The organism is Oxalicibacterium faecigallinarum, from assembly GCF_014635705.1.
In the GTDB taxonomy this organism is placed as follows: Bacteria; Pseudomonadota; Gammaproteobacteria; order Burkholderiales; family Burkholderiaceae_D; genus Oxalicibacterium; species Oxalicibacterium faecigallinarum.
In genome coordinates this window covers 1,523,401-1,547,890 of the sequence record NZ_BMDI01000001.1, presented here as the reverse complement: position 1 = coordinate 1,547,890, position 24,490 = coordinate 1,523,401, and the positions used below count along the sequence as shown (strand labels likewise).

Genomic DNA, 24,490 nt, shown 5'->3' with positions numbered 1-24,490 from the left:
TTAGACGTCGATATTGGTGATTTTGCGGATGAGCAGATAGCCGATCACGATCATGGTCAGAATGACGGCCAGCGTGATCCAGCCGAATAGGGTCGTGAACATCATGCCCATGGCTTTGGGTTCCAGCCAGTTCAGTGCTGCCATGATCAGCAATGGCAGGCAGGACATGATCAGACCTTGCATCTTGCCTTGTGCTGTCAGGCTGCGAATCTTGCCCTCCATCGTGGCCTTGTCACGTAGCGTGGTTGCTAGTGACTCGAGAATTTCAGCCAGATTGCCGCCGACCTCGCGCGAGATGCGCAGGCCCGAGACAACCAGAGAAAAATCCTGTAAAGGATTGCGTTTCTCCATGTTGACCAGCGCCGTATCAAAGTCCACGCCCAGCCGTTGTTCACGCAAGAGAAGCTCGAATTCCTGACTCAACGGTGGTCGTTGCTCCTTCACCATGGATTCCATTGCAACGTTGAGACTGGCGCCTGCACGCATGGCGCCGGAGATCATTAGCAGCGCGTCCGGCAACTGTTCTTCAAAGCGCTTGAGACGGCGTGTGCTCAGCGCCTTGATGTAAACCTTCGGCAGGATCAGCGTTGCAATGGCGGAGAAGGTGACGAAGACCGGATTACTTGTGAACAACCAGACCAATGTTGGAACGACGACCAGCGCGGCCATGTTGTAATAGAAAATGGTCGTGGGATCCAGAAAGATGAACATGTCGGCCAAGGTAGTCTTGGTCGACATTTCCAACTGCGATCGCTGTCTCGCCAGCACAGCACGGACGCCTTGCAGTGCGATGTAGGCAAGGACAAAAGCAGTCAGCAAGCCAACTGCGATGAGCAAGGCCAGGCTGTTCACAGGCGTTTGTCCTTCGCGTCAAACATGCTGAAATCGATTTCCAGACCACGGCTCTGCAGTTCTTCGTAGAACTCGGGAATCTGGCCGGTTGCGACGTGCTGCCCCCGTACTTTTCCATCCGGGCCAAAGCCTTCGCGTTTGTAGAGATAGATATCCTGTAACTGGATGATGTCACCTTCCATGCCGGTGACTTCCGTGATGTGCGTGATTTTTCGGGTACCGCAGGCAAAACGGTTCTGCTGCACGATGAAACGGACGGCGGAAGCGATCTGTTCGCGGATGGCGCGAATCGGCAAGTCCATGCCTGCCATCATGACCATGACCTCGATACGTGCCAGACAATCGCGTGGTGTATTGGCGTGGGCAGTCGTCAACGAGCCATCGTGACCCGTGTTCATCGCAGTCAGCATGTCGAGTGCTTCACCGCCACGGCACTCACCCACAACGATACGATCCGGGCGCATACGCAAACAGTTCTTGACCAGATCGCGGATACTGACCATCCCTTTGCCTTCGGCGTTGGGCGGACGAGATTCCAGACCGACCAGATTAGGCTGACTCAACTGCAGTTCGGCAGCATCTTCGACGGTCACGATACGTTCATCCTTGGGGATGTAGCTGGACATGACGTTGAGCAGGGTGGTTTTACCCGAACCGGTACCGCCAGAGATGATGATGTTGGCTTTCTCTTCCACAACCGTCTTGAGGAAGTTGAGCATGACTGGCGTCATGGAACCGAAATTCACCAGATCCTGACCGACCATTTTCTTTTTGGAGAATTTACGGATGGTGATGTTGGCTCCCTTGAGGGCCAGCGGTGGAATCACCGCATTCACACGCGAGCCGTCTTTCAGGCGCGCATCGACCATCGGCGAGCTTTCATCGATACGACGACCGATCGGGGTCACGATACGCTCGATCGCGCTCAGGACGGCCTGATTGCTGGTAAAGGTAATCGACGATTTTTGCAGCTGACCCTTACGCTCGATGAAGATCTCATCAAAGCTGTTGACCATGATCTCGGATACGCCATCGTCGGCAATCAGATCTTCCAGCGGGCCCAAACCGACCACTTCGTCCAGCACGCGCTTGACGAGCATCTTGCGGTCGAAATGTGCAGGAATGGTCTTGTCCTGCGCGACGATTTCTTCCAGCATGGCCAGCGTATTGGCACGCAGTTCTTCTTCGTTCTGACGATTGACGTCAACGCGGCGCAAATCCATCTGCTTGATGAGTTGCTGATGCAGATGCTTGAGGACGGCCAGTGTCTCGGCAATTTCCGCGCGGGTCTTGTCTTCGCTGGTTTCGCTCTCCACTGCTGGCGCGCTTGAGTTGGCCGCCGGCGCTGCTTCTGTCGCGACCGGCTCCGTCTCTTCTTCCAGATCCAGCACTTCCAGTACGTAATCGCAAATGGTGATCTTGTCACCCGGTTTCAGCGGACCGTATTCGCCGCTGACTTTATCGCCATTGATCTTGGTGCCGGCCGAAGAACGATGGTCTTCCACGTACACGCCTTCCTTGCGGCGATGAATGGTCGCGTGAGAGCGACCAACCGTCCAGCCCTGCAGCATGATCCGGTTTTCGTCTGATTTCCCGATGGTGCAACTGTTAATCGTGCATTCTTCCTCGGTACGCTGCCCTTTGGGAGTGGTAACGGCGATAAGCAACATGTCGAACCCTTAATCTACGATGTCTTGATTGTTGAGCTTGCGTTCGAAGCTTTCACGGATATCCATGCCTTTTTCGATACGTTCACGATTGAGGGTGGACGTGGGGTCGAAGATGGTTGGCGTTACAAGAACAACCAGATCGGTACGACCATTGCGGAAACTGTCGGAGCGGAACAGACGACCCAGAACCGGAATGCGGCTGATGCCCGGTACTTTGGTGGCGTCATTGGACATCTCGGTGTTGACCAGACCGGACATGACAATGGTTTGACCATTCTTGACGTTGATCTCACTTTGAGATTGACGCGTCAGGAAACCCGGAATCTGTTGAACGGAAACGGAAGGATCGACGCTGCTGACTTCTGTGGAAATCTTGGCCATGATGTTGCCGTATTCATCTGCATTGGGCTCGATCGTCAGACGGATACCGTAATCCTTGAATTCCACAGAGCCGGCGCCGAGAGCGGAGGTTGCCGGCAGAGGGATCTGCCCGCCTGCGAGAAATTTCGCTTCGCCCCCACTGCGCGCGCTGAGTTCAGGTTCGGCCAGAGTAAAGGCATCGCCATTGTTCTTTGCCAGATTGAGGGTGGTTTGAATCAGCGATGAAATACCGAGATAAGTCGTGAGGCCACCTTTGCCTGGAACAGGAAGGATATCTTCCAGCGCACCACCTACTGTTGGACGGCTTGAGCCGAAGTTGCCCGAAAAGCCCAGCATAGGACCGGCGGCTGAGCCCGGCCATTGCAGACCGATGTTTTCGATCAGAGATTTTTTCATCTCGATGATCTGTACTTTCATGTAGACCATGCGTTTCATCGAGACTTCTTCTTCACGCACCACACTGGTCGCCTGCGGATACATTTTGACGATGGTGGCAATGCGTGTCAGGTTCTCCTTGCTGGCAGTACCGCTGATAACGACGTTGGAGCCGACCATTGATACAACCACATTGGGCATATCTTGCAGCAAGCTGGTCACGCTCTTGAACGCATTGCCGGCGTCGCGTGGGCTGACGCGAACGGTATAAACGCTCTTTTGGTTTTTGTCTGACCAGATGACCAGTGAAGAATCGCCGGCTGCTTCACCGATCAGCAGGAGCTCGTTGTTGCTCAGTACCGATGTCGTGAACATCTTGCCGTTGCCAACAGCGATACGATTGATTTTTCCCGTTGGGAGAATCTTGACTTCACCAACGAACATCACGATTTCCGTATTGTGCGGCGCAAGAACTTCTTGTGCCTGTGCAGAGCCGGCAAGAAAGCAGAGAGTGCAAAGAGTAATTAGGCGGTTGAACATGTTTTTCTCTTTATTTGGTAGATGTCGCAGGCGCGGCGTTGGCGCTATAACTCATTTTTACGAGATCGGTCAGTGACTGTGGCATGCCATTGGCTGGCAGGGAGTCCACTGCGCTGACGCTGTTCTGTCCCGGCATGGCACCTGGAGCCATTGCCGGCCCCATGCCCGGGATAGTCGGCATGTTGATGACAGGTGCGACCGCATCGCTACCAGCCTTGCCCCCGATGAAGTACTCCACATAACGGCCGTTATTACGCGAACGACCGGTTGCGGCCTTGCGTTCACGTTCCATGATGTCTTCCATCAGATTGTTGGCATTGACGGAATCAAAGGTGACGGATTGCTTGTCGTTGCCATTGCGCAGTACCGCACGAATCTTGCCAAGCTCGCCAGCGAGCGTCAGGCGGGCACCTTGCGTGGGCGTGACTTCCAGTGTGAGGGTGCTGTAAGTGCCGCGACGGCGATCATCGCCTGGCTGCATGTCCGGATCGTCAGGGCGGATTTTCTGTCCGGTCGCCAACACCTTGACCTGATCGAGGAAGGGAACCACCGTCTGGTTGGTAGCGCCAATTGCACCGTCACTTGTGCCGGACAGCACCAGCATCAGATCGACCATGTTGCCGGGTTCCACCATGTGAGCCATCGAGTTGATTTCATCCACATTGATGGTGATGGCGCGTTTGCCTGCTTCCAGCGTGCCGGAAAAGTCGGCAAACACTTCGTGTACGTCGGTAATGCGCAGTGGTTTGCCTCGTTGTACCGAACGGATAAGTGCCTGGCCTTTATAACGTTCGAATTGCTCTACCGTGATGACATCATCATGTACAAAGTCGGCAGGTACATTACGCGATGCCACGAAGGATTCGATCAGCAGTGCGCCGACCGGCAGCGGACGGGTGGGCACAACAACAGCGACGGTCTGCCCGCGATTTTGTTGTGCACGTGCTTCGATCTCAGCTTCGATGCTGCGCTCTTTCTGCGTGAGGTATTGCAGCGTCAACCAGACAGTCAGTAACGCTAATACGATCGCGGCGATGAGCATCAGCCACGTCTTGTTGATCTTGATATTGGGGCGTTGGATTTTCAATTTGTGTAACCCTGCAAAAAATCTGACTGTGAGGTTGTGAAAAATACTGTTTATTGCGTGCTGCAAACGACGTTGAACATGGCGTGACGGTTAGTTGAACGTCACATCAACTGGCCATTCCGGATCTTTCAAATCGATACACTTGTCGACACTGATAGTGATGGAGAGCGCCGATTTTTCCCAATAGCAGTTCGGCATCTGAGCAATTGACATGCCATAGGAATAATCGGTGTAGTACTCGTGGATCGCAGCGGCCAGTTTCTGAATTGGCGGGTCGTCACCTGCGACGAGGACAAGTACGCCGACCATCAACACCACGATGTACTCGATCATGGATTGACCAAGCACGGCGCGTCGATTGGCCAACCGAGGGAGGCGTGCGCGGCTCATGTTCTGTTTCATGGTTTATCCACCAGATTGGCCAGGATCATGGTGTTACTCCCTTCACGAGTAATCACAATATTGGTTTCGGCCAGCTGCTTCTTCAGGACGATGGTGATGCCGGGTCCCTTGGCCGTTTTCATTTGGTAACTGTTCAGAATCTTCCAGCCCTGATCGGTCAGCGTCCGCCGGTAGAAATCAGCATTGGTTTCCGGTGAAAACGTATTGCTGAGCAATAGCGTGCGTGCGGTTTTTCCAGGGTCGCGATGTTCGATGTCGTTAACAACCTGGCTTCCGGTCATCATCGGTAACGCTTTTTCAGGAGGGATGATGCGTGGCTTGTCTGTTGCTTGCGTTGCACTCAGCAAACCGGTCGAGCCGGAGAGATTGGCTGTCTGTACTTGCACCGAAAAAAAACATTTTCCCTGTACGACGCCTATCGTTTGCCATGGAGGGACATCGTTCTCTACGGGCTGTTGCTGGCCGGCAGGCTGTGCCCACGCACGTCGATAGAACGCAAGAATGGCTGCGGGTGATTGTTCACTGTCGAAACGTTTCACACTCATCGGCACACCATTAAAGATCATGTAAGGTGCGACCCATTCTGTTTTCGTTTTTTCTGGTTCAACAAATGCCGGACAGCTCAACTGATCAGAAAATGCGAGGGAGGACACGCCGCACATCGCCAGCATGCCCAGTTGCAGTGTGTATTTACCGAAGTGCGTCATCATTTCAGACGATCCGGTGGAACTACATCGGGTTCGATCTTGCCAGGCTCAAGTTTGGAAACTTCAGGCAGGAACAGCGATAACGCGCCAAGAACGTAGTCGATGATCTTGACGCCACCCACTTCCGTCGCGATGATCGACGTCGGCGTCAGACCTTTGACTTGCTGTTTCACACTGGTGAGATTGGTTGCGTCCGGGCCGCCTGCGTTCCACCCATTGGCAAGCAGCACATTTTTTTCAACGAAACTGGTTTTTGTCGACTTGAGAAGAAAGCTGTTGGTGTCAATGTCAGCGACATTCACGTTGACCGTCGCTGTATATGCACCTTTCATTTCGAGAGTGAAGGGCCCCAGCGTTGCGGCAAGATCAGCAATCGGTTCAAGAATGATGTTCAGAGTGCCAGGTGCTTTTCCATTTGCGATGCCATTGCTGACGTCCTGATAGTCGGCAAGTTTGGTGCCGACACGGTCCTGCCACAGGACTTTCTGCGTAAGCGATGCACCGGCATCGCTGCTGGAGAAATGACTGCTGGTACCGGTTTCTGAAAAATAACGTGCGCGCATTTCAGCTTGAATTACGCCATCCGTTTTTTCGTTGGCTTTCCATTTGTTTGTGAAACTGCCCCAGCCAATACTGGAAGCAGCATCGCCGCCGTAAAAGACGGTGCGTTCCCATGCGGCGTATCTGGCGCCTTGTACGGCAGTCGAACGTACATCCAGATATTTGCCAAGCAGCGGAATGGCAAGAAACAATGGGATCAGCACAAAGCCGGCTACGATCAGCAATTCGACCATGGCTTGCCCACGATGTTGGGATAGGCGCTTTACCATAGGTGATAACTCATCGAGGCATATTGTTCGAGGAAACCATTTGGTACAAGACGGACTTGCCAATACGGGCTGTAAAGACTGCCGTATTCGGTTTTGTTATCTGCGCGTGGCCACATGGATTTATCACGCGAGAAGTAAACTTCTGCTTTGCTGAGGGCACGCATGTAGTTGTCTTTTGTGCCGTTGGTCAGCGCGAACTGACCGCCCGAGATTGCATTGCTGGTCTTGATTTTGGAACCAGACTTCTCGATTTCGAGGATCAGTGCCGGTGCTGTCACGATCTTCTTGTCCATTTTCTTGACGTCAAAGTAAGCACGCAGACCTGCGGCGCCGCCCATGCTTGCGCCGGCATTTTTGCCACGCTGGATCATTGCAGCAGCGCCCGTGTTGGGGCTGGAGTACACGCCGCCATACGAGTCAGCACTATTGGTGCCGACAAAGTTCTTTGTCGCGCCCGGCGTTAAGTCGTTACTTTGGCCCGCCATGGCAGCTCCCCAGCCCATCGGGATGAACGGCAGAATGATGGGGATCGGAATAGGGATGCCGAGAATGCTGATCCAGAAAATGGCGGCGCCGGTAAAGCCTGTGGCGTCCAGAGCACTCCAGGTTTTCTTTACGCTGTTGATGCTTTTGAGTTCGGTGCCGCCTCGATGCCACAGCCACATCAGGAGTGCGCCATTTTGATAGGGAATGAGCCTTGTCGGATCGATGAGGAACGGTGCCGGGGAGATGTACATGCTCTCCGCAGGCATCCAGTTGCCCGGCCCCCCATCCTTGGTGTTGCGATTGCGGGAGAACTTGTCGAGTGAGTCGATCGTGACCTGTGCCATGCGCTCACTTTTTGCACCGTCGTTAGGCGAGGCATTCGCTGCCTTATGAGGATCTTTTTTCTCGACGAAGGTGAACCACTGCACGATGTGGATCAGACCGGCAACCACGCCAGGTGTACTCAATCCCGCATCCGAATCGTTGAGCTTGATGATGTTGTAAGCAGGATTGAAGCTCAGCAAATCAGTTGCTGTCGCGCCAAGGTCAGAGGAATCGATACCAACCAGTTTGTCCAGAACGGTCGCAGGGTCCAGGCCGATGGTTTGCCCCATCGTCAACGCCGTACCGTAATGGTGAATCGTTTGTGCAAGGCTGATTACCGTAATCAGCGCATCGATCGCCTTGACGGCAATCGGACCACCCGAGTCCATGGCCTTTTGCAGATAGGTCGATGTCTTTTTATAGACCTTCCACGGCGTGGTCCACATGAACTTGGCAAGTGGTCCGCCAAGTGAAGTCAGAACTTCAGGTACCCAGGAGGCCGGGCCGTTATATGTCGCATTGATGTTGCGTGCCCAGGATGTGAGTCCGACGACCTGGGCTACCGCGACCTGATTGGCGATGATGGCGCGGTTGGTGTAAGCGGAAAAATTATAGTCACGCGCTTCTGCCTGCATCGCGCTGTAAGCGGCGGCATCGGCGGTGTTTTGCAGGCGGGTCTTGCTGATGGCCTGCTGACCCATGGTGTACATCGTGACCATCACCAGGATGATGATGCCCATGGTGATGAGAGAAAAAACCAGCGCTTGACCGCGCTGATTTTTTCTCAGGTGTGTTGGCAGCATGATCAGCTACTCAAATTGCCTAAGCAAAGAGACCATTTTCCTAGCGTCACCTTGCGTTTGACTTGTTGGCAGGACGTGATCATGGCTGCCGGTAATTACTTGCTGCCGCTAGATGGTGCGTTGCCCGAATCGTAGCTGGACATGCCTTTACCTTCAGCAGCCTTGGTTGCTGCACTACCTGCTGCGGTCGATGCGGTTGCCTTGCCTGCGGTAGCGCCCGTACCGGCAACTTCACCTGCCAGACCTGCAACCTGACCACGGATGGTTTGACCAAACATGCTGTAGACGCCGATTGCTGCAACAGCGATCAGGGCAACGATGATGATGTATTCGGTCATCCCTTGGCCACGTTGACGCAAAGCGGATTTTTTAAGCGATTGAGCGATGGATTTCATATTGACCTCGAGAAGGATTTACAACAGGGGGAGAAAGAAAAATTACAAAAAATTACAAAAATTTGCGAAACGATTGGATTATAGGATCAGAAATTGCCAGCAAGAAAGCGCGTCTAAACACATTTTTCAAAAAGTTCCCTTGATTCATAAAAAAAACGACACATGCCATGAAGAAGAATTTCCATGTGGAAATAGTTTGAAGAAATGCGCGTTGTTCGTTGTATGTTTGCGCTGATTTCCTGGAAGAAAAAACAGGCCTGTCGTTTCTTTCAGGAGATTCTTGTATACATGATTCGTATGGCTGTTTAAGCCGCACATTAAACAGCGCCGGTCAGTCCTTGGCTATCACTGAAAATTGGTATTTGTTGATGCTGTTGGGAAAATGTCTTGATGTTTGCGTGATGCGTATTGCGCATGGTAGCGTCTGCTTTTTTCCGATAACGGATGGTTTGCATCATCGTATGGCAGCCAGAATTGCTCGCCATCAATGTGCCAGCGCACGTTCACCTCAATGGAGAAGTAAATGAAGAATTACGCAAAGAATCTCGTGATTGCGGCGGCATTGACTGGTGCAGCATGCCCTGTTCTTGCCGATTATCAACAAGGATTGACCGCTTATCGAGGTGGCGACTATGCAACTGCCATGCGTCAATTTTCTGCTGATGCAGCGAAAGGTTCTGCGCCCGCTCAGAATGATCTCGGTGTCATGTATGAAAAAGGACAGGGCGTGCCGGTCAATTATGAACAGGCTTTCAACTGGTACAAAAAAGCGGCGGATCAAGGTTTTGCACCGGCCCAAACTTCTCTCGGTTACCTGTACAGCGAAGGTCTTGGCGTAGGGCGTGATTATGCGCAAGCGATGGTATGGAATCGCAAGGCAGCCGATCAGAATTTTGCGCAAGCTATGAATAACATCGGCGCCCTGTATGAGAACGGTCAAGGTGTACCGATCGATCTGACACTCGCGGCAGACTGGTATCGCAAGGCGGCTGATCTGAATTCGGCCTCCGCTCAAACCAATCTTGGTTTTCTGTACGCTCGGGGCAGAGGCGTGGCGAAGGATGACGCAATGGCGGTAAGCTTGTATCGCAAAGCCGCCGCACAGGATTTCCCGCTCGCACTGAACAACTTGGGTTTCATGACCGCAGAAGGGCGTGGCACGCGTCAGGATTTTGCGGCAGCTGCCGAGTTATATCGCAAAGCGGCAGCGCTGAAGTCAGGTCGTGCGCAGATGAATCTGGCCAAGCTGTATGAAGAAGGGAAAGGCGTCGCGCAAAGCAATGCGCGCGCGCTGTCCATTCTGGAAGAATCTGCAAAGGATGGTTACAAGCCGGCAATGCGCCGACTCTCGCAAGTGTATGCCAAAGGGGAGCTGGGTCAAAAGGTCGATCTGGAAAAATCCCGTCAATGGGAATTGAAAGGCCTTTGATCCCAATGTGTCACGCAGCCTGACGTTGTGCAGGCTGTCTTTGCTCGATGCAGTATTCAATAACTATAACAATGATGAATCGATCGATTTTGACTTCCCGTATTTCTCTATCGATGTCGGATGCATCCGGGATGGATCGATGAAATTAAGTGTGCTTGGTTGTGCCGGTGGCTTGGGCGGACGCGAAAAACTGACGACCTGTCTGCAAGTGGACGATGACGTACTGCTTGATGCAGGAACAGGATTGTCGTCACTCGATTTGTCGCAGCTACTGCAGATTGATCATGTTTTTATCTCGCATGCACATATTGATCATGTTGTCGGGCTGGCGTTCATGCTCGATAGCGTTCTGGGGAAAAGACAAGCGCCGGTGACGGTGCATGCAACGCCGGGTGTAATCGCTACGTTGAAGGCCCATCTGTTCAACTGGAAGCTCTGGCCGGATTTTTCCGTGATACCCGATGCAGAGCATCCGATCCTTCACTGGTCACCTTTGTCGTTCGGCAGTACGGTGGTATTGAAAGAGCGCACTTTTCTGTCATGCGAAGTTAACCATACGGTTGAAGCGGCTGCTTATCTTGTCCGCAGCAAGGAGCGTGGTTTTTTCTTTTCCGGCGATATGGGATCGACGCCAGCGCTATGGCAGCAATTGGCTCAGGAAGCGCATTGCGATGCGGTGATTGTCGATTGCTCATTCCCTGATACGGAAGAAAGAATCGCCACTCTGTCCAAGCATTTCTGCCCCAGGGCATTGATTGAGGATATTCAGCCAATGCCGTATTCCACTCAGTTTTTGATTACCCACTTAAAGCCTGGAGAAGAGGAAAACGTGATGCGCGAACTGCGTGCGCATGATGGGAAGCGTTTATTCGATTCTTTGAAAAAGGGCGAAATATTCAGTTTTTAACGTGACGCAACTGGGATTGCGCATCAGGAAAGACGTTTATGTTTGCTCTGGCGACGACACAACCAAAAAAGACAAGAGCTTTTCGCCTGCACATCACGATCACATTCGTTTTTGTGCTGCTGACGCTGCCCGTCACAGCCATCTTCGGCTTTGTGACCTATCGCTCCAATCAACAGTTGATCGTGGATCACACCGAGCGATTCATTCAAAAATCACGCACGGAGAACGCATCCAACATCAGCAATCTGTTGGGCCCGATCATGAATACGGTGCGCACTGCGACGACGCTGATGCGCGACAATTCGGACTACTTCCTCAGTGAATCTTCTGCGGACTATTTGCAGGAAATCACGGTTTCTCATCCAGGCGTCACCTCTGCTTACGCGACATTTGATACCGGTTCTTTCCATGAAGTGCGGCGAGCATCGGTTGGTGAGCTCATCATGGGAGAAAAGATCCCGGCGACAACGCAATTTGTCAGTCGCTTCATTGACGCAAGTAATGGCACGGACTATCAAGGTCTATTGATTGATAACTACACCTTTCAGGCGCCGTGGGGTGTCAGGGTGGGTGAGGCAACGGGCTCGGCAGTCGATGATCCGCGGTTGCGCCGCGTATATAAAGAGTCCAATAGCCTCAAGTTTGCCAGTGTCTCCGAGCCCTATCTGCTCTCGAATTCTGGCCAATGGGGGATTACGCTGGCAGCGCCGGTAATCATCAACGACCGTTCGATCGGCGTCATCTCCGCTGACTTCACGTTAAAGGCCTTGTCCGATTTCTTTGCCGAGAACAAGACGACGGCCAATAGCATCACCATTCTTTCCGACGAAAGTGGTTTGATCATTGCGCACCCTCAGTTTGAGGAGGGCTTGACCAAAAAGGGCGAGGGATTTGCATTAAATCGTATCGATAAATTGCCGGACGCGCGCGTATTGACTGCCTTGGGAGAACGCACGCGCAATGGACAGGATAGCTTCAAGTTTCGTGCCGGTTCGGATGATAAAGAGTATCTGGCGCTCTTCACTCCCTTTCCAAAAGAATTCAACAAGCAGTGGCAGATTCTAACGATCACGCCGACGGATGATTTTGTCGGGAAAATTCGTCGTACCAACCGCAATCTCCTGCTCTTCAGTGTGCTGGTCTTCCTTTTGCAGGTCACGCTGATTTACATGATCTCGCGCATGATTGCGCGGCCTATCGAACAGCTGGCGCTGGAAGTCATGAATATTCGTGAATTCCGCTTCGACAAGATGGTGAAGATTCGTTCGTCCGTGAGCGAGATTAGTTATCTCAGTGATGCCATCATTTTGCTGGAACGTGCGTTGGCATCCTTTGCATCCTATGTGCCGACCGTACTGGTCAAGCAGTTGATGGATTCCGGGCAGGCAAGCAAGCTTGGCGTGGAAAGTCGCTTTCTCACGGTCCTGTTCACGGATATCGAGCGCTTTTCTTCCTTGTCGGAATCGGAGCCTTCGCAACAGCTCTTGAGTCGGGTATCCGAATACTTTGGCACCATGACCAGAGCGGTTGAAAAAGAACAGGGTACGGTCGACAAGTTTATCGGTGATGCGGTCATGGCATTTTGGGGCGCGCCCAAGATACTGGATAACCATGCCTATCTTGCCTGTGTTGCCGCAGTCCGTGCGCAGCGTGGCATGGCCCGACTGAATGCACAATGGATCGCAGAAAAGCATCCTCCGTTGAACGTACGCATTGGTATCCATTGCGATGCGGTACTGGTAGGCAACATCGGCTCGGCGGAACGCATCAGTTATTCAGTGATGGGTGATGGTGTCAATGTCGCGGCGCGTTTGGAAGGATTGAACAAGGAAATGGGAACATGGACATGTGTCAGTCATAACGTGTTCCGCGAGGCCGGACATCTGCTATGGCTGCGTCCGATCGATACGGTCGCCGTGAAAGGTCGCAAGAGCGAGTTCCTGGTGTATGAATTGTTGGGCATCAAGGACAATGATGCCGAAGTCGCTGCCAGTGAGGCGGATGTATTGTTGTGTGAATTGACACAGCAGGCATACAACGCCTATGCCGTGGCTGATTTCGAGTCTGCCGTTGTACTTTACGAAGCAGTCCTGAACCAATTCCCGGATGATCGGGTTGCACACAGAATGTTGGAAAAAAGTCGTACGGCGTGCAGCCAGACGGCAGGATTTGATGATTGACGGGTATAGTCGCGGACAGCGATGATCGTTGATGATCATCATGGATTCAAGTTTCCGGAAGTGAAAGACATGAAGCACATTTTATTTTTCCTGACGCTGATGGCTGTTGCACCGGTCGTGATGGCGCAGGGTGTGATTTACGAATGCGCTTCGGGCCACGCCGCGCAGGGAAAAAATGCTGGTTCAGCACCAGTCTGCCGCAAGATTACTTCTTCAGAGGGTGGAACTGGCGATACCCGGGCCGCAAACAAGCCGGTCACCCTGATTTCGGCTTCCGTATCCCCAGAGAGTTTTCCGAAAATCGATAGCGCGACGCAGAAGGCACGCGACTCGGATCGCCGGCAGATATTACTGGACGAAACGATGGCAGAACAAAGGAAGCTGCAGGACTTGCGACGTGAGTTCAATAATGGACAGCCGGCGCGTCGCGTAGATGAGAATGCCGCAGCGTATCAGCAACGCGTAACATTATTGAAAGGCGAGCTCAGTCGTTCCGAGCAGAACATCGCGGCGCTAAGCCGGGAGCTGACAAAGCTCAAGTGAAAGCGATGACGGGTAGCGAAATCCGTAAAAAAGCCGCTGATCTCAGCGGCTTTTTTGTTTTCTGGTGAGGACCACAACTTCCTGCTTATCGTTTTTTCTTTTTAAGCGTGTTGTGAAAGCCGATTGGTAACGGACTGTATCGGATAGGGCATCGCATACTATCGAATCGGTGATTGCATTGTCTTTATCGCCCTTAGCTTGTGCAGATTTCCGACTCCATTCGGGATGTTTTGGAGTGACGCACAGCTGCTCTAACCGATGAGAGAACTTCTTCGATTAACATCGGTTTTTGAATCACATCGAATACGCCTTCAGGCTGGTAAATCGGAAGCCGCCCGCTTAGCAATACAACGGGAATGTTTGCCAGGTCCGCATTCGCTTTAATCTGAAAGCAGAGGCTCAGCCCGTCAAGATTTGGCATATCTATATCTGTGAGCACAACATCGGGTTTGAAGACCTTGGCTATCTCGATCGCGACTTGTCCATCTTGTGCTGCCAAAACTGCATAGCCTTCTGTTCTCAATACCTCGGTAAGAGATTCCATGGCGTCAAGATTGTCTTCGGCAATTAGTATTGTTGGCATAGGGTGCTCACGGAAAAATGCTGCATGTTGCCATTGATGGAATGAACGGAATGTACGTCAGCTCACACTGGATGCCGATTAGTAGGCTGATTCGGGTAGCTGCATACGTAACCAAAGCCTGCTGTCCTGACGGGGCCGAGAGAAGGCGATCTGTTGCTGGTTAGCGTGTGTCATTTCACGAACGAGACCGCTGCATGGATGCTGTTCACCAACTTATTCCTTTTCAAACTCCTTTTGAATAAACGCCAATAGCTCCGTCAGCCCAAATGGCTTTTTCAACACGGGGCGATTGAGTGATTCTGTAGCGGGGACGTATCCGCTCATAAAAATTAGAGGAATATCTTTAAACGATGGATCATCGAGCATCCATTGTTGGAGTAAAGTGCCAAACGCGTCAGGCATCAGAACATCTGTCAGCACCAAATCGATCGTGTATTCGTGTAACGCGGCAAACGCCGTCGATACAGAACTTGCGCATACCGTGACATATCCTGCCGCTTCTAGCAGAGTGCTGATGACTTCCCTCAAGTCCTGCTCATCATCGACGATGAGTATGGTCCGTCCGGAAGCTATTTCATTCTGGTTGAAATTAAGAAGCCCGACAGTGGGTGACTTGTTTCTACGAATGTGCGAGACAGGTTTTCTCATGGTGTGCGACTCTTGATTACTTTCATATCGTGATTGATTGAAGCACGAAGAGCCGTAGATGAATGTCAGACAACGACGACAATCGGTAGAAGACTATGCGTCGCTCCCCTTAATCGGAGTGATGCATCCTGAAACGGACGATTTACTGTTGTGGACAGGAGTCCATCGAGCTGGCTGCCTGGACTCTGATTGTTTAGGCACTTTTAAAACTGCAATAGCGCGCTGGAGCAAGTATGGCAAGTCTGGATTTTGAGCACGAAAGAAAAGTGTTCGCGGAGTACCATGAATCACATTTTCATATGCTGCAAGACGCAGGCAAGGCGTTGGTGAGCTTGCTGAATGAACTACTGATTAATTTAAAAGCAGTGCCCATTTCAAAAGTTGAATCACGCATCAAGAGCTGCAACGAATGCATTTGGAAGTTCGAGCTCAAATATCTGCATGCATTGGAAGAAACTGGCACATCATACTCGATTAAAGATCACATTGATGACCTTATTGGTCTGCGGATCGTTTGCCTGTACGAAGACGACATAGAAAAAATCGGTAATTTTCTTGAAACCGAGTTTGATGTTTTGAACGTCACTGACAAGATAACGTCGATCGAAATGACGGAAGGTTCGTTCGGCTACAAAGGTCTGCATTTCGATTTAAAGCTGAATGCGTCGCGATCAGATGAGCCTGAATTTCAGCAGTATCGCAACCTGCGTTTTGAAGTTCAGGTGAGAACCATCATTCAGGATTCATGGAGCGTACTTGATCACCAGATCAAATATAAAAGATCCATCCCTAATCACTTGAAACGCAGAATCAATACGCTGGCAGCACTATTTGAACTGGCTGACCGCGAATTCAGACATATCCGAGATTCCACGCTTGAGGAAATGGAAAAAGTCGAAATCGAGTCATCTGAACATCCGATTGGTGATGCCAAACTCGCTGTCGATACGATATCGAAGGCCGATTCGGGTTCAACGCATTTGGTGGTGAAGCGTGGAAATCAGCTCAATGCGTTTAGCTTCCTCAAGATTGCCACGCATTTTTTCCCCGCATTTGATTTTGAGCCACAAAAAGTCGATGGCTTCGTGCAGCAGATATTGGCAATTCAACCGTCCATAACGCGGTCGGAATTCAATCAACGGCTGCTATCTCATATCAGTTTTGTCAAACGATATCAGTCCGATTATGAAAGCAAGTCGCACAATCGCATGAATCCGTACACCATCATGCGGCATTGCCTGTATCTGGGAGACAGTTCGTTCCAGGCCTTTTTGTCGGACGCGGTCAGGAAGAATTTCGAGACCTGGATTGGGACCAGATAGTCAACGGGACTATCTTTCATGGCCTGCCTGCAAACTGGCCATATGACTTGCGGAAGTGAGATGCGAGCAGCTGAAATGGTCCAACGTAATATCCAGCAGCATAACGGCCCCGTAGCAAAAAAAAAGCGACCGAATGGTCGCTTTTTTTCGTGTCGCGCCTGAGAAAGCCCCTTCTTTGCCATGCTTGACAGCCTGTTTCGCCAGGATTCGTGCGCGGCGTGATGAACACGAATAAGTCCGGCCATGTCTTCATGACGTCCCCCGGCATCAACGGGTTTGCGCGTAGGAATTTTCTTACGCTAATTTGAGAGTTTTTCTGGCTGAACATTTCTTAGGGCAACACTTTGCGAAGTGATATCTTGTTGCGCCATCCATTCAAGAACATGGGCCGTTTTGCGCAAACTTGGATATCGCATCAGCCCAATCAACACTTCAAGGAATCTAAATGTCCAGCAATTATCTGTCTCAAATTATCGAAAAATTTGAAAACGAGTTACTGCAAGACTGGTTGAAGGCACTGTTGAATATCATGGTACGTCGTGATGCTGCGACTGAAAAAGAGCTGGAAAGACTTTCTTCGCAATTTCTGCGCGGTTTGCGCCATGCATCCGAGCAATCACAAGACATCGAGTCGCGTGCATGGGAAGAAATCAGAGCCGTTCTGACCGAGCTTTCTCAGCTTGGCGTGAAAAAAGGGTTCAGCCCAGCCGAAACCGCAAATTTTGTATTCGCAGTCAAGCAACCGCTATTCGTGAGATTACGACAGGAATTGGCTGCCAGCCCCGAGATCATTGCAGAAGAGACCTGGCGGATCAGCACCCTGTTGGACAACCTCGGCTTGTTCACGATGGAAGTCTTCCAAAAAAGTCGTGAACAGGTCATTTTGCGCCAACAACAAGAACTGCTTGAGCTGTCGACACCAGTTGTACAACTTTGGCAAAACATTCTCGCTTTGCCCCTGATTGGTACTTTGGACAGCGCGCGCACGCAGGTTGTGATGGAAAGCTTGCTTCAGAAGATTATTGATACCGGCGCAGCCATTGCGATTATCGATATTACCGGTGTGCCAACTGTCGACACCCTGGTTGCTCAGCATCTGCTCAAGACCGTTGCGGCTGCGCGTCTAATGGGTGCGGATTGCATTATCAGTGGCATTCGGCCACAAATTGCCCAGACGATTGTGCATCTGGGTGTCAATCTGGAGGATGTAATCACCAAAGCGACTTTGGCCGATGCCTTCATTGTGGCACTGCAGCGCACTGGATCGACCATTACCACGGCAAAACAGGATCGATAATGGAGCGTATTCCAATCCTTCGCATGGGAAAGATTCTCCTGGTCACCATCCAGGTCGATATGCACGATAAGTTGGCGATGGTGTTGCAAGATGATCTGACGGATCGCATCGTCAAGGATAAGGCTCAGGGTGTCTTGATCGATATTTCCGCGTTGGACATCGTCGATTCATTTATCGGTCGAATGATCAGTAACACCGCGGCAATGGCGCGTGTTCTGGATGCCAAGACGGTCGTAGTGGGGATGCAGCCTTCGGTTGCGATCACCTTGGTCGAACTGGGACTGAAGCTGGATGGCGTACGCACTGCGCTGAATGTGGAGAAGGGGATGGAACTGCTCGACGTTGGGTATTGCTTTGATCGTCGCTAACGCCACCACGCATCGTCTTCTACATCCATGACCTTTCATTCTGCCTCTTCAGAAGACGCTTCCTGCATTGTTCCATTGCAAACAGGCGAGGATGTCGTTCGGCTACGTCAGGCTCTCCGGGAGCGCGTGGTAGCGATCAAGCTCAGTCTGGTGGAACAGACCAAATTTGTCACTGCTGCCAGTGAACTTGGCCGTAACGTGCTCGATTATGGGGGTGGCGGTGAAGCGCATCTCAGTCTGGTCGAACGCGATAGCAAGCGTGGCATCAAAGCCGTTTTTATCGATCAAGGTCCAGGTATTGCCGACGTGGAAAAAGCCTTAAGCGATGGCTACACCAGCGGCGGTGGCATGGGCCTGGGTTTGGGCGGAGCCAAACGTTTGTCGGACGAGTTTCACATCGAGACCGAAGTGGGCAAAGGCACAAAAATAACGATAACAAAATGGAAGTCTTTTTGACTCAACACGGCATGCAAACGCTTTTCCATGTCAACGAATCCAGTCAAATTGCATTTGCGCGTCGAGCATGTGCTGATTTGGCGCGTAATCTCGGTTTTGACGAAACCCAGGCGGGCAAAGTCTCGATTGTTATTACCGAGGCCTGTACCAATCTCCTCAAACATGCAGGTGGTGGCGACCTGATCGTTCGATCAGTGCAACGCGGTACACGATCGGGAATCGAGATCCTCGCAATCGATAGCGGGCCGGGTATTGCGAATGTCGCTGCCAGTATCTGCGACGGCGTATCAACAGCCGGTACGCAAGGCACTGGCCTGGGTGCAATGTGCCGTTTAAGCGATGAATTCGACATTTACAGTCAGTCGGGAAAAGGTACGGCGATACTGCTTGTCGTTTTATCGGTTTCGGCGCCTTCGCATGACGATGCTCTGCTGATTGGCGGCGTATGCCTTCCACTTCCTTCTGAGGATGTATCGGGTGATGCATGGACCTTTCGTAGCTTTGGCAATACGACCACCATTTTGGTCGCCGATGGATTGGGGCACGGTCCGGATGCAAGAGCCGCATCGCAGCCAGCCATCGATCTGATCGAACGACATGGCTTTGATTCGCCCACTGCAGTTCTCAACAAGGCGCACGATGCGCTGCGTGGAACTCGTGGCGCGGCGGTCGCCGTTGCCATGATTGCACCTGCTGAAAATCGCCTGTCGTTCGCCGGTGTTGGCAATATCGCGGCGTTTCTGTTCAGTCGTGACGGGCGTAAGCAGTTTATGTCGCATAACGGCATTGTCGGCAGCAATATGCGACGGGTGCAGGAGTTTGATTTCGACTGGAATGAGCATTCCATGTTGATATTGCATTCAGACGGCTTGCTTACCAACTGGAGTTTGGATCAATATCCAGGCTTGGAGAGCAGAGCGCCCGCGTTGATCGCTGCAGTTCTGGTGCGCGATTTTTCCAGAAAACGGGATGACATAACAGTCGTGGTCGTGCGGCCCAATTCAGTATGACATTGCGCATCATTTCGGTCGGGATTGAACATGAACAGGATGTTGTTTGTGCCCGCCAACGTGCGCGTCAAGTGTGTGAACTGCTTGGATTTTCAAGTCAGGACCAGACGCGTATTGCAACGGCGGTATCCGAGCTGGCTCGGAATGCCTACGAGTATGCGCATGGCGGAAAAGTCCATTTCACTTTGGAAGGTCAATACCAGCCGCAGGTATTGACGATCTACATCAACGATAGCGGCAACGGCATTGCGGATCTGCCGACCATTCTTGCTGGCAAGTACCGTTCACCGACTGGCATGGGCGTGGGTATCACGGGTGCACGACGATTGCTGGACCAGTTTGATATTGATAGTCGGCCCGGCGAAGGCACGCGGATCACGTTAAAGAAAATTCTGCCGGCAGACGCTCCGCTTGTTACTGCGGAAACGATGGGAAAGCTTGCAGAAAAATTGGCCGCAAGCGATCAGAACATTACGCTGCGCGAAGTGCAACTGCAAAACGCCGAGTTGCTGGCGACCCTGGCAGAACTGAAATCACGTCAAGACGAGCTGCTGCAGCTAACGCAAGAACTGGAAAGCACCAATCGCGGTGTGGTCGCACTGTATGCCGAGCTTGATGAAAAGGCTGACCACTTGCGTCGTGCGGATGAGATGAAGTCGCGTTATCTCTCGAACATGTCCCACGAATTTCGCACTCCACTGAGTTCGATCCGTGCCTTGTCCAAATTGCTGCTCGATGGTGTGGACGGTGAGCTTACGCAGGAGCAGGAAACGCAGGTCAAATTCATTCTGAAAGGTGCGGATGATCTGTCAGAGCTAGTCAATGATTTACTTGATCTGGCCAAGATTGAAGCAGGAAAAACAGAAATAAGACCCACCGCGTTTCAGGTCAGTGAATTGTTTGATGCGCTTCGCGGGATGCTCAAGCCGTTGCTGGTGTCGGATCGCGTCAAACTCTTGTTCGAAGCCGTGCCTTCGCTTCCGCGCCTGATTACGGATGAAAGCAAGTTATCGCAGATTCTACGTAACTTCATCTCCAACGCGTTGAAGTTCACCGAGATGGGCAATGTCACTGTGAGCGCGGTGGCAAGCGCCGACGGCAGTGTCATTGCGTTTTCTGTGCAAGATACGGGTATCGGTATTGCACCAGCTGATCAACAGTTGATTTTTGAAGAGTTCAGCCAGGTACAGAGTCATCTGCAACACCGAGCAAAAGGCACCGGCCTTGGTTTGCCACTGTGCAAAAAGCTTGCGAGTCTGTTGGGCGGCTCGATTTCAATTCAAAGCCAGGTCGGTCAGGGGTCTACTTTTACGGTGACCATTCCTGTGCAATATCAGGATAAGCAAGAGACCCAAGACTCCGTGACGCCAGTCATGCCTGTCTTGCAGGAAAATTTGCGTCAGATCCTTATCGTTGAAGATGACCCGTCGACACGCTTGATTTATGAAAAGTTTTTGAGAAATACGCCGTATCAGGCGGTTATTGTCTCAAGCATTCGAGAGGCGGCCGCAGTCTATCGCGAAGTTGCTCCCGCGGCCATCTTGCTCGATGTGCTGCTGAAAGGGGAAACGACGTGGTCGTGGCTGGCAGAAATCAAGGGCGATCCGGCTAGCAACGCGTTACCCATCATTATGGCCTCGGAAATTGACGACCATCGAAAGGCTGCATTGCTCGGAGCCGATGCTTATTTTGTCAAGCCGTTGTTCAGGGAAGAACTTTTGTCCACGCTGAATCGTCTGATTTTTGACAATTCAGTACCTGCTGTCCAGTCTGACCGACTGAAGAATTTTGCTGTAAGAGAAAGCGCCATTCAAAATCTCCCACAGGAAAGAGTTTGAGCATGCCCGTAGAGCAAACGCGTACCAAAACATTGATTCTCAATGTCGACGATAACGACGGTGCGCGCTATGCCAAATCGAGAATTCTGCGGCTGGCTGGTTTTGAAGTCATAGAAGCGATGCATGGAGCGGGTGCAATACAGCAAGCTTCCGATCAGTCGCCAGACCTTATTCTGCTCGATACCAAACTGCCCGATATCAACGGTTTTGAGGTCTGCCAAATGCTGCGGGCCAATCTCAGCACATCCAAAATCCTGATTCTCCAGACCTCTGCCTCCTTTCTTGGCAGTTCGGACAAGATTCGGGCGCTGGAGGGCGGTGCAGATAATTATCTGGTCGAGCCGATCGAGTCTGAAGAACTGATCGCCAATATCAAGGCGTTGCTCAGATTACGCCAGGTCGAAGGCGAACTTTCCGAGAGTGAACTGCGGTTTAGCGAAATAGCGGAAAACATTGATGACGTTTTCTGGATGTTTGTGCCAAACAACGGGCAGTTGTTATATGTCAACCCGGCATACCAAGAACTGTTTATGCGTGACCCGCGGACCTTGTCTGCCGATCCACTTGATTGGCTGAACAGTGTGCACGAAGACGATCGTGACAGGGTTGAAGCTCTTTTCAAAGGGCTTCTGAATTTGAATCCGTACGAAACGGAATATCGCCTTTCTATCGGCGGTCGGGAAAAATGGATTGGGGAGCGTGGTTACTGCGTAAAAGGTGAAGGTGGTACGGCATCGCGCGTTGCGCGTGTGTCGCAGGATGTCAGCGCACGCAAGCAATCCGAACTTCAAACGCAAACTGCTGATCGCAGAAAGGATGAGTTTCTAGCCACGTTGGCCCACGAATTGCGCAATCCGCTTGGACCAATTCTTCATGCGGTTCAGCTGATGGGGCTATCCCAAGACCTCTCCCAGATTGAGAAAGGCCGGCTCATGATAGAACGCCAGACGCGTCACCTCATGCGTCTGGTGGATGACTTGCTGGATATTTCGCGCATCACGCAAGGGAAAGTCAACATTCGTTGCGTACCTTTATCCGTCAAAACGTTTGTGATGGCGGCGGTGGAGGCGACACAGGCATTTCTGGACAGTCGCCGGCACACTTTGTCAGTGGAATTGCCTGAAGACGATTTGAAAGTATTGGGTGATGTCACCCGCTTATCGCAGGTGATCGCCAACCTTTTGAATAATGCCGCCAAGTACACCGTGCAAGGTGGACATATTTCCCTCAAGGTAAGTGTAGTGGGAAACCAGATCAACATCTCGGTGAGCGATAACGGGATCGGCATATCCCGCGAAAACATTGGGCATATCTTTGATTTGTTCGTGCAGGTGGATCACGCATCGGATCGCGCGCAGGATGGTCTTGGAATTGGCCTGTCACTCGTCAAAAATCTTGTCACTTTGCATGGTGGTCAGGTTTGCGCAAAAAGTGACGGAGTGGATAGAGGCAGCACATTTGAAGTATGGTTGCCGATTCTGTCGGAGACATCGGATGCTGAGGCGCCTCAAGTCATTTCCCAAGAAAACGTTCTGTTCTTAAAGGAAAAGGCGAAGCGTGTCATGGTTGTGGATGACAACATCGATGCCACGGAGATGCTCGTCATGGCGTTGAAGACGCTGAATTTTGAAGTTGCATACTCTTACGATGGGCCGAGTGCGCTGGTGTTGGCGGAGTCGTTCTTGCCGGACGTCGTCATTCTCGATATAGGTCTGCCGGGAATGACAGGGTATGAGGTCGCTACTCAGTTGCGCGCAAAAGAGGGTCTCTCCGGGACAAGGCTGATTGCGCTCTCGGGATACGGGAAAGCGAAGGATCGGGCGCGCGCCATAGAAGCCGGTTTCGACCATCATTTTCTGAAACCGGCTGCCGTGAATGATTTGTTGCCCTATCTGACCAAATCGCGGTGACGAGCGTGGTCGGGCTTCCTGGAACGGGGAGGGCGACAACGTTTCCGGACGCGCGGCTGTGCAGTGTGTGCGGGGCAACCTTCTCTCGGATTGCAATCGCTGATGCGTCGGTCCCAGATTTGCTTGCGGATTGCGACTGGTGCACAAAGACACCGCCAGTAAGACCATGGCCATGCATTTTTCTCCTGGCTTGTGTAACCTGTTAAAAAAGGATACCTAGTTCGCACTGACCTGATATCGCACCTGTGCCATCGACATCTCAGCAATTGCATTTCTTAATGGTTCACGATTAGTCGAAAAACCACATTGGAGAATGAGTCATGCTGATCCGCTCTAGAAGACATTTCAAGATACCGTTTGACCAGACATCCTTTGCCATCCAGGTTGTGACAAAAGACGGGCGGACATCTCGAGTCAGTCAGCCATGGCTAGCCCTCTGGCAATTGGCTGATGGCGACGATCTCGAAGATTACATTCTTAGTTCCGAATGGAATATTTTCACTGACTTACAGCTTGCCGACAAAGGCGTTACCGCGATTGTCCGTCGCGCGTTTGCCGGCGAATCCCTGCAAATCCCTCCATTCTTGTATGACGCGGCACAACTCGGCTCGTTTGGACGAGCGCGTTGGGTAAGCGGCTATGCGCACCCCATTTTTGATGAGGCGGGGAGCGTGCAGGAAGTCATGTTGATGTACGAGGACGTCGGTGAGCGAATCCGCTCTACCAGCACCACTGGCTTGATTGAACAGCGATACCAGTCATTGATACAGGGAACGGGGCAGCTGGTCTGGACTACGTCAGCGGAAGGTGCGGTTGAAGAGGATTCTGAGACCTGGCGTGATTTCACCGGGCAGACATACGAGGAATGGCGAAGCTACGGTTGGCTAAACGTTATTCATCCGGACGACCAGCAGAAGACATTCAAGTTATGGGCAGACAGTATTACAAACCGCTATATGTACGAAGCGGTCTATCGACTGCAACGGCTTGATGGCGAATATCGCTGGAACATTGGTCGCGCAGTGCCTGTGCTGAACGATGATGGAAGCATTCGTGAATGGGTCGGTATCAATTTTGATGTCCATGCGTTCCAGAGTCAGACCATGGGAGTCTGTTCCATAAGATGAGGCATCAAGCCCTTGCCCAG

At 51.8% G+C, this 24,490-nt stretch carries 23 protein-coding genes; 12 read left to right on the top strand and 11 right to left on the bottom strand.

Annotated elements, in window-relative coordinates; all coding sequences use genetic code 11:
- The 9 genes from IEV29_RS07370 to IEV29_RS07330 form a co-directional block, all read right to left on the bottom strand.
- Positions 1–852 (bottom strand): type II secretion system F family protein, encoded by an 852-nt coding sequence (locus IEV29_RS07370; protein WP_188380562.1) that lies wholly within the window; start codon positions 850–852, stop codon positions 1–3.
- Positions 849–2,522, bottom strand: coding sequence for a TadA family conjugal transfer-associated ATPase (locus IEV29_RS07365; RefSeq protein ID WP_188380561.1), 1,674 nt, complete (start codon positions 2,520–2,522; stop codon positions 849–851). The genes IEV29_RS07370 and IEV29_RS07365 overlap by 4 nt, the downstream gene beginning before the upstream one ends.
- 9 nt (positions 2,523–2,531) lie before the next feature.
- Positions 2,532–3,818, bottom strand: a complete 1,287-nt coding sequence (locus IEV29_RS07360; protein WP_188380560.1) for a type II and III secretion system protein family protein — start codon at positions 3,816–3,818, stop codon at positions 2,532–2,534.
- Positions 3,819–3,828: 10 nt separating this feature from the next.
- A complete protein-coding gene (cpaB, locus tag IEV29_RS07355) occupies positions 3,829–4,905 on the bottom strand; it encodes a Flp pilus assembly protein CpaB (protein ID WP_188380559.1) in 1,077 nt (358 codons plus the stop codon).
- A gap of 90 nt (positions 4,906–4,995) precedes the next feature.
- Positions 4,996–5,307: a hypothetical protein gene (locus tag IEV29_RS07350; protein WP_188380558.1), complete on the bottom strand. Its 312-nt coding sequence runs from the start codon at positions 5,305–5,307 to the stop codon at positions 4,996–4,998.
- Entirely contained in the window at positions 5,304–6,017 is a 714-nt protein-coding gene (locus IEV29_RS07345) for a hypothetical protein (RefSeq protein ID WP_188380557.1), read from the bottom strand. The genes IEV29_RS07350 and IEV29_RS07345 overlap by 4 nt, the downstream gene beginning before the upstream one ends.
- Positions 6,014–6,808: a hypothetical protein gene (locus IEV29_RS07340; RefSeq protein WP_188380556.1), complete on the bottom strand. Its 795-nt coding sequence runs from the start codon at positions 6,806–6,808 to the stop codon at positions 6,014–6,016. The genes IEV29_RS07345 and IEV29_RS07340 overlap by 4 nt, the downstream gene beginning before the upstream one ends.
- Positions 6,809–6,837: 29 nt before the next feature.
- The gene (locus tag IEV29_RS07335; protein WP_188380555.1) at positions 6,838–8,457 is read right to left on the bottom strand and encodes a TadE/TadG family type IV pilus assembly protein; all 1,620 of its coding nucleotides are present in this window, start codon (positions 8,455–8,457) and stop codon (positions 6,838–6,840) included.
- Between the two features lie 95 nt (positions 8,458–8,552).
- A complete protein-coding gene (locus IEV29_RS07330) occupies positions 8,553–8,852 on the bottom strand; it encodes a Flp family type IVb pilin (RefSeq protein ID WP_188380554.1) in 300 nt (99 codons plus the stop codon).
- A gap of 523 nt (positions 8,853–9,375) precedes the next feature.
- On the opposite strand from IEV29_RS07330, the gene IEV29_RS07325 reads away from it, so the two are divergent.
- The 4 genes from IEV29_RS07325 (at position 9,376) to IEV29_RS07310 (ending at position 13,911) form a co-directional block, all read left to right on the top strand.
- Entirely contained in the window at positions 9,376–10,281 is a 906-nt protein-coding gene (locus IEV29_RS07325) for a tetratricopeptide repeat protein (protein ID WP_188380553.1), read from the top strand.
- Positions 10,282–10,420: 139 nt separating this feature from the next.
- The gene (locus tag IEV29_RS07320) at positions 10,421–11,188 is read left to right on the top strand and encodes a 3',5'-cyclic-nucleotide phosphodiesterase (protein WP_188380552.1); all 768 of its coding nucleotides are present in this window, start codon (positions 10,421–10,423) and stop codon (positions 11,186–11,188) included.
- A gap of 38 nt (positions 11,189–11,226) precedes the next feature.
- Positions 11,227–13,368: an adenylate/guanylate cyclase domain-containing protein gene (locus tag IEV29_RS07315; RefSeq protein WP_188380551.1), complete on the top strand. Its 2,142-nt coding sequence runs from the start codon at positions 11,227–11,229 to the stop codon at positions 13,366–13,368.
- Positions 13,369–13,437: 69 nt separating this feature from the next.
- Positions 13,438–13,911 carry a DUF4124 domain-containing protein gene (locus IEV29_RS07310; RefSeq protein WP_188380550.1) on the top strand — a complete coding sequence of 158 codons (474 nt, stop codon included), beginning with the start codon at positions 13,438–13,440 and terminating at the stop codon, positions 13,909–13,911.
- Between the two features lie 193 nt (positions 13,912–14,104).
- Here the strand turns inward: IEV29_RS07310 and IEV29_RS07305 are convergent, their stop codons facing one another.
- Positions 14,105–14,494 carry a response regulator gene (locus IEV29_RS07305; RefSeq protein WP_188380549.1) on the bottom strand — a complete coding sequence of 130 codons (390 nt, stop codon included), beginning with the start codon at positions 14,492–14,494 and terminating at the stop codon, positions 14,105–14,107.
- Between the two features lie 213 nt (positions 14,495–14,707).
- Entirely contained in the window at positions 14,708–15,142 is a 435-nt protein-coding gene (locus IEV29_RS07300) for a response regulator (RefSeq protein ID WP_188380548.1), read from the bottom strand.
- Positions 15,143–15,375: 233 nt separating this feature from the next.
- Between IEV29_RS07300 and IEV29_RS07295 the strand changes: the two genes are divergently transcribed.
- From IEV29_RS07295 to IEV29_RS07260, 8 genes are all read left to right on the top strand, one after another.
- On the top strand, positions 15,376–16,464 hold the full coding sequence (locus tag IEV29_RS07295) for a GTP pyrophosphokinase (protein WP_188380547.1): 1,089 nt from the start codon (positions 15,376–15,378) through the stop codon (positions 16,462–16,464).
- A 445-nt stretch (positions 16,465–16,909) separates the two neighbouring features.
- The gene (locus IEV29_RS07290) at positions 16,910–17,761 is read left to right on the top strand and encodes an STAS domain-containing protein (RefSeq protein WP_188380546.1); all 852 of its coding nucleotides are present in this window, start codon (positions 16,910–16,912) and stop codon (positions 17,759–17,761) included.
- Positions 17,761–18,129: an STAS domain-containing protein gene (locus IEV29_RS07285; RefSeq protein ID WP_188380545.1), complete on the top strand. Its 369-nt coding sequence runs from the start codon at positions 17,761–17,763 to the stop codon at positions 18,127–18,129. The genes IEV29_RS07290 and IEV29_RS07285 overlap by 1 nt, the downstream gene beginning before the upstream one ends.
- A gap of 27 nt (positions 18,130–18,156) precedes the next feature.
- Positions 18,157–18,585 (top strand): anti-sigma regulatory factor, encoded by a 429-nt coding sequence (locus IEV29_RS07280; RefSeq protein ID WP_188380544.1) that lies wholly within the window; start codon positions 18,157–18,159, stop codon positions 18,583–18,585.
- Positions 18,570–19,595, top strand: a complete 1,026-nt coding sequence (locus tag IEV29_RS07275; RefSeq protein WP_188380543.1) for an ATP-binding SpoIIE family protein phosphatase — start codon at positions 18,570–18,572, stop codon at positions 19,593–19,595. Before IEV29_RS07280 ends, IEV29_RS07275 begins: the two co-directional genes overlap by 16 nt.
- Complete coding sequence (locus tag IEV29_RS07270) at positions 19,592–21,433, top strand: ATP-binding protein (protein ID WP_188380542.1); 1,842 nt, start codon at positions 19,592–19,594, stop codon at positions 21,431–21,433. Before IEV29_RS07275 ends, IEV29_RS07270 begins: the two co-directional genes overlap by 4 nt.
- Positions 21,434–21,435: 2 nt before the next feature.
- Positions 21,436–23,343, top strand: a complete 1,908-nt coding sequence (locus IEV29_RS07265) for a hybrid sensor histidine kinase/response regulator (protein ID WP_188380541.1) — start codon at positions 21,436–21,438, stop codon at positions 23,341–23,343.
- Between the two features lie 320 nt (positions 23,344–23,663).
- Positions 23,664–24,470, top strand: a complete 807-nt coding sequence (locus IEV29_RS07260; protein ID WP_188380540.1) for a PAS domain-containing protein — start codon at positions 23,664–23,666, stop codon at positions 24,468–24,470.
- Positions 24,471–24,490: the final 20 nt, after the last annotated feature.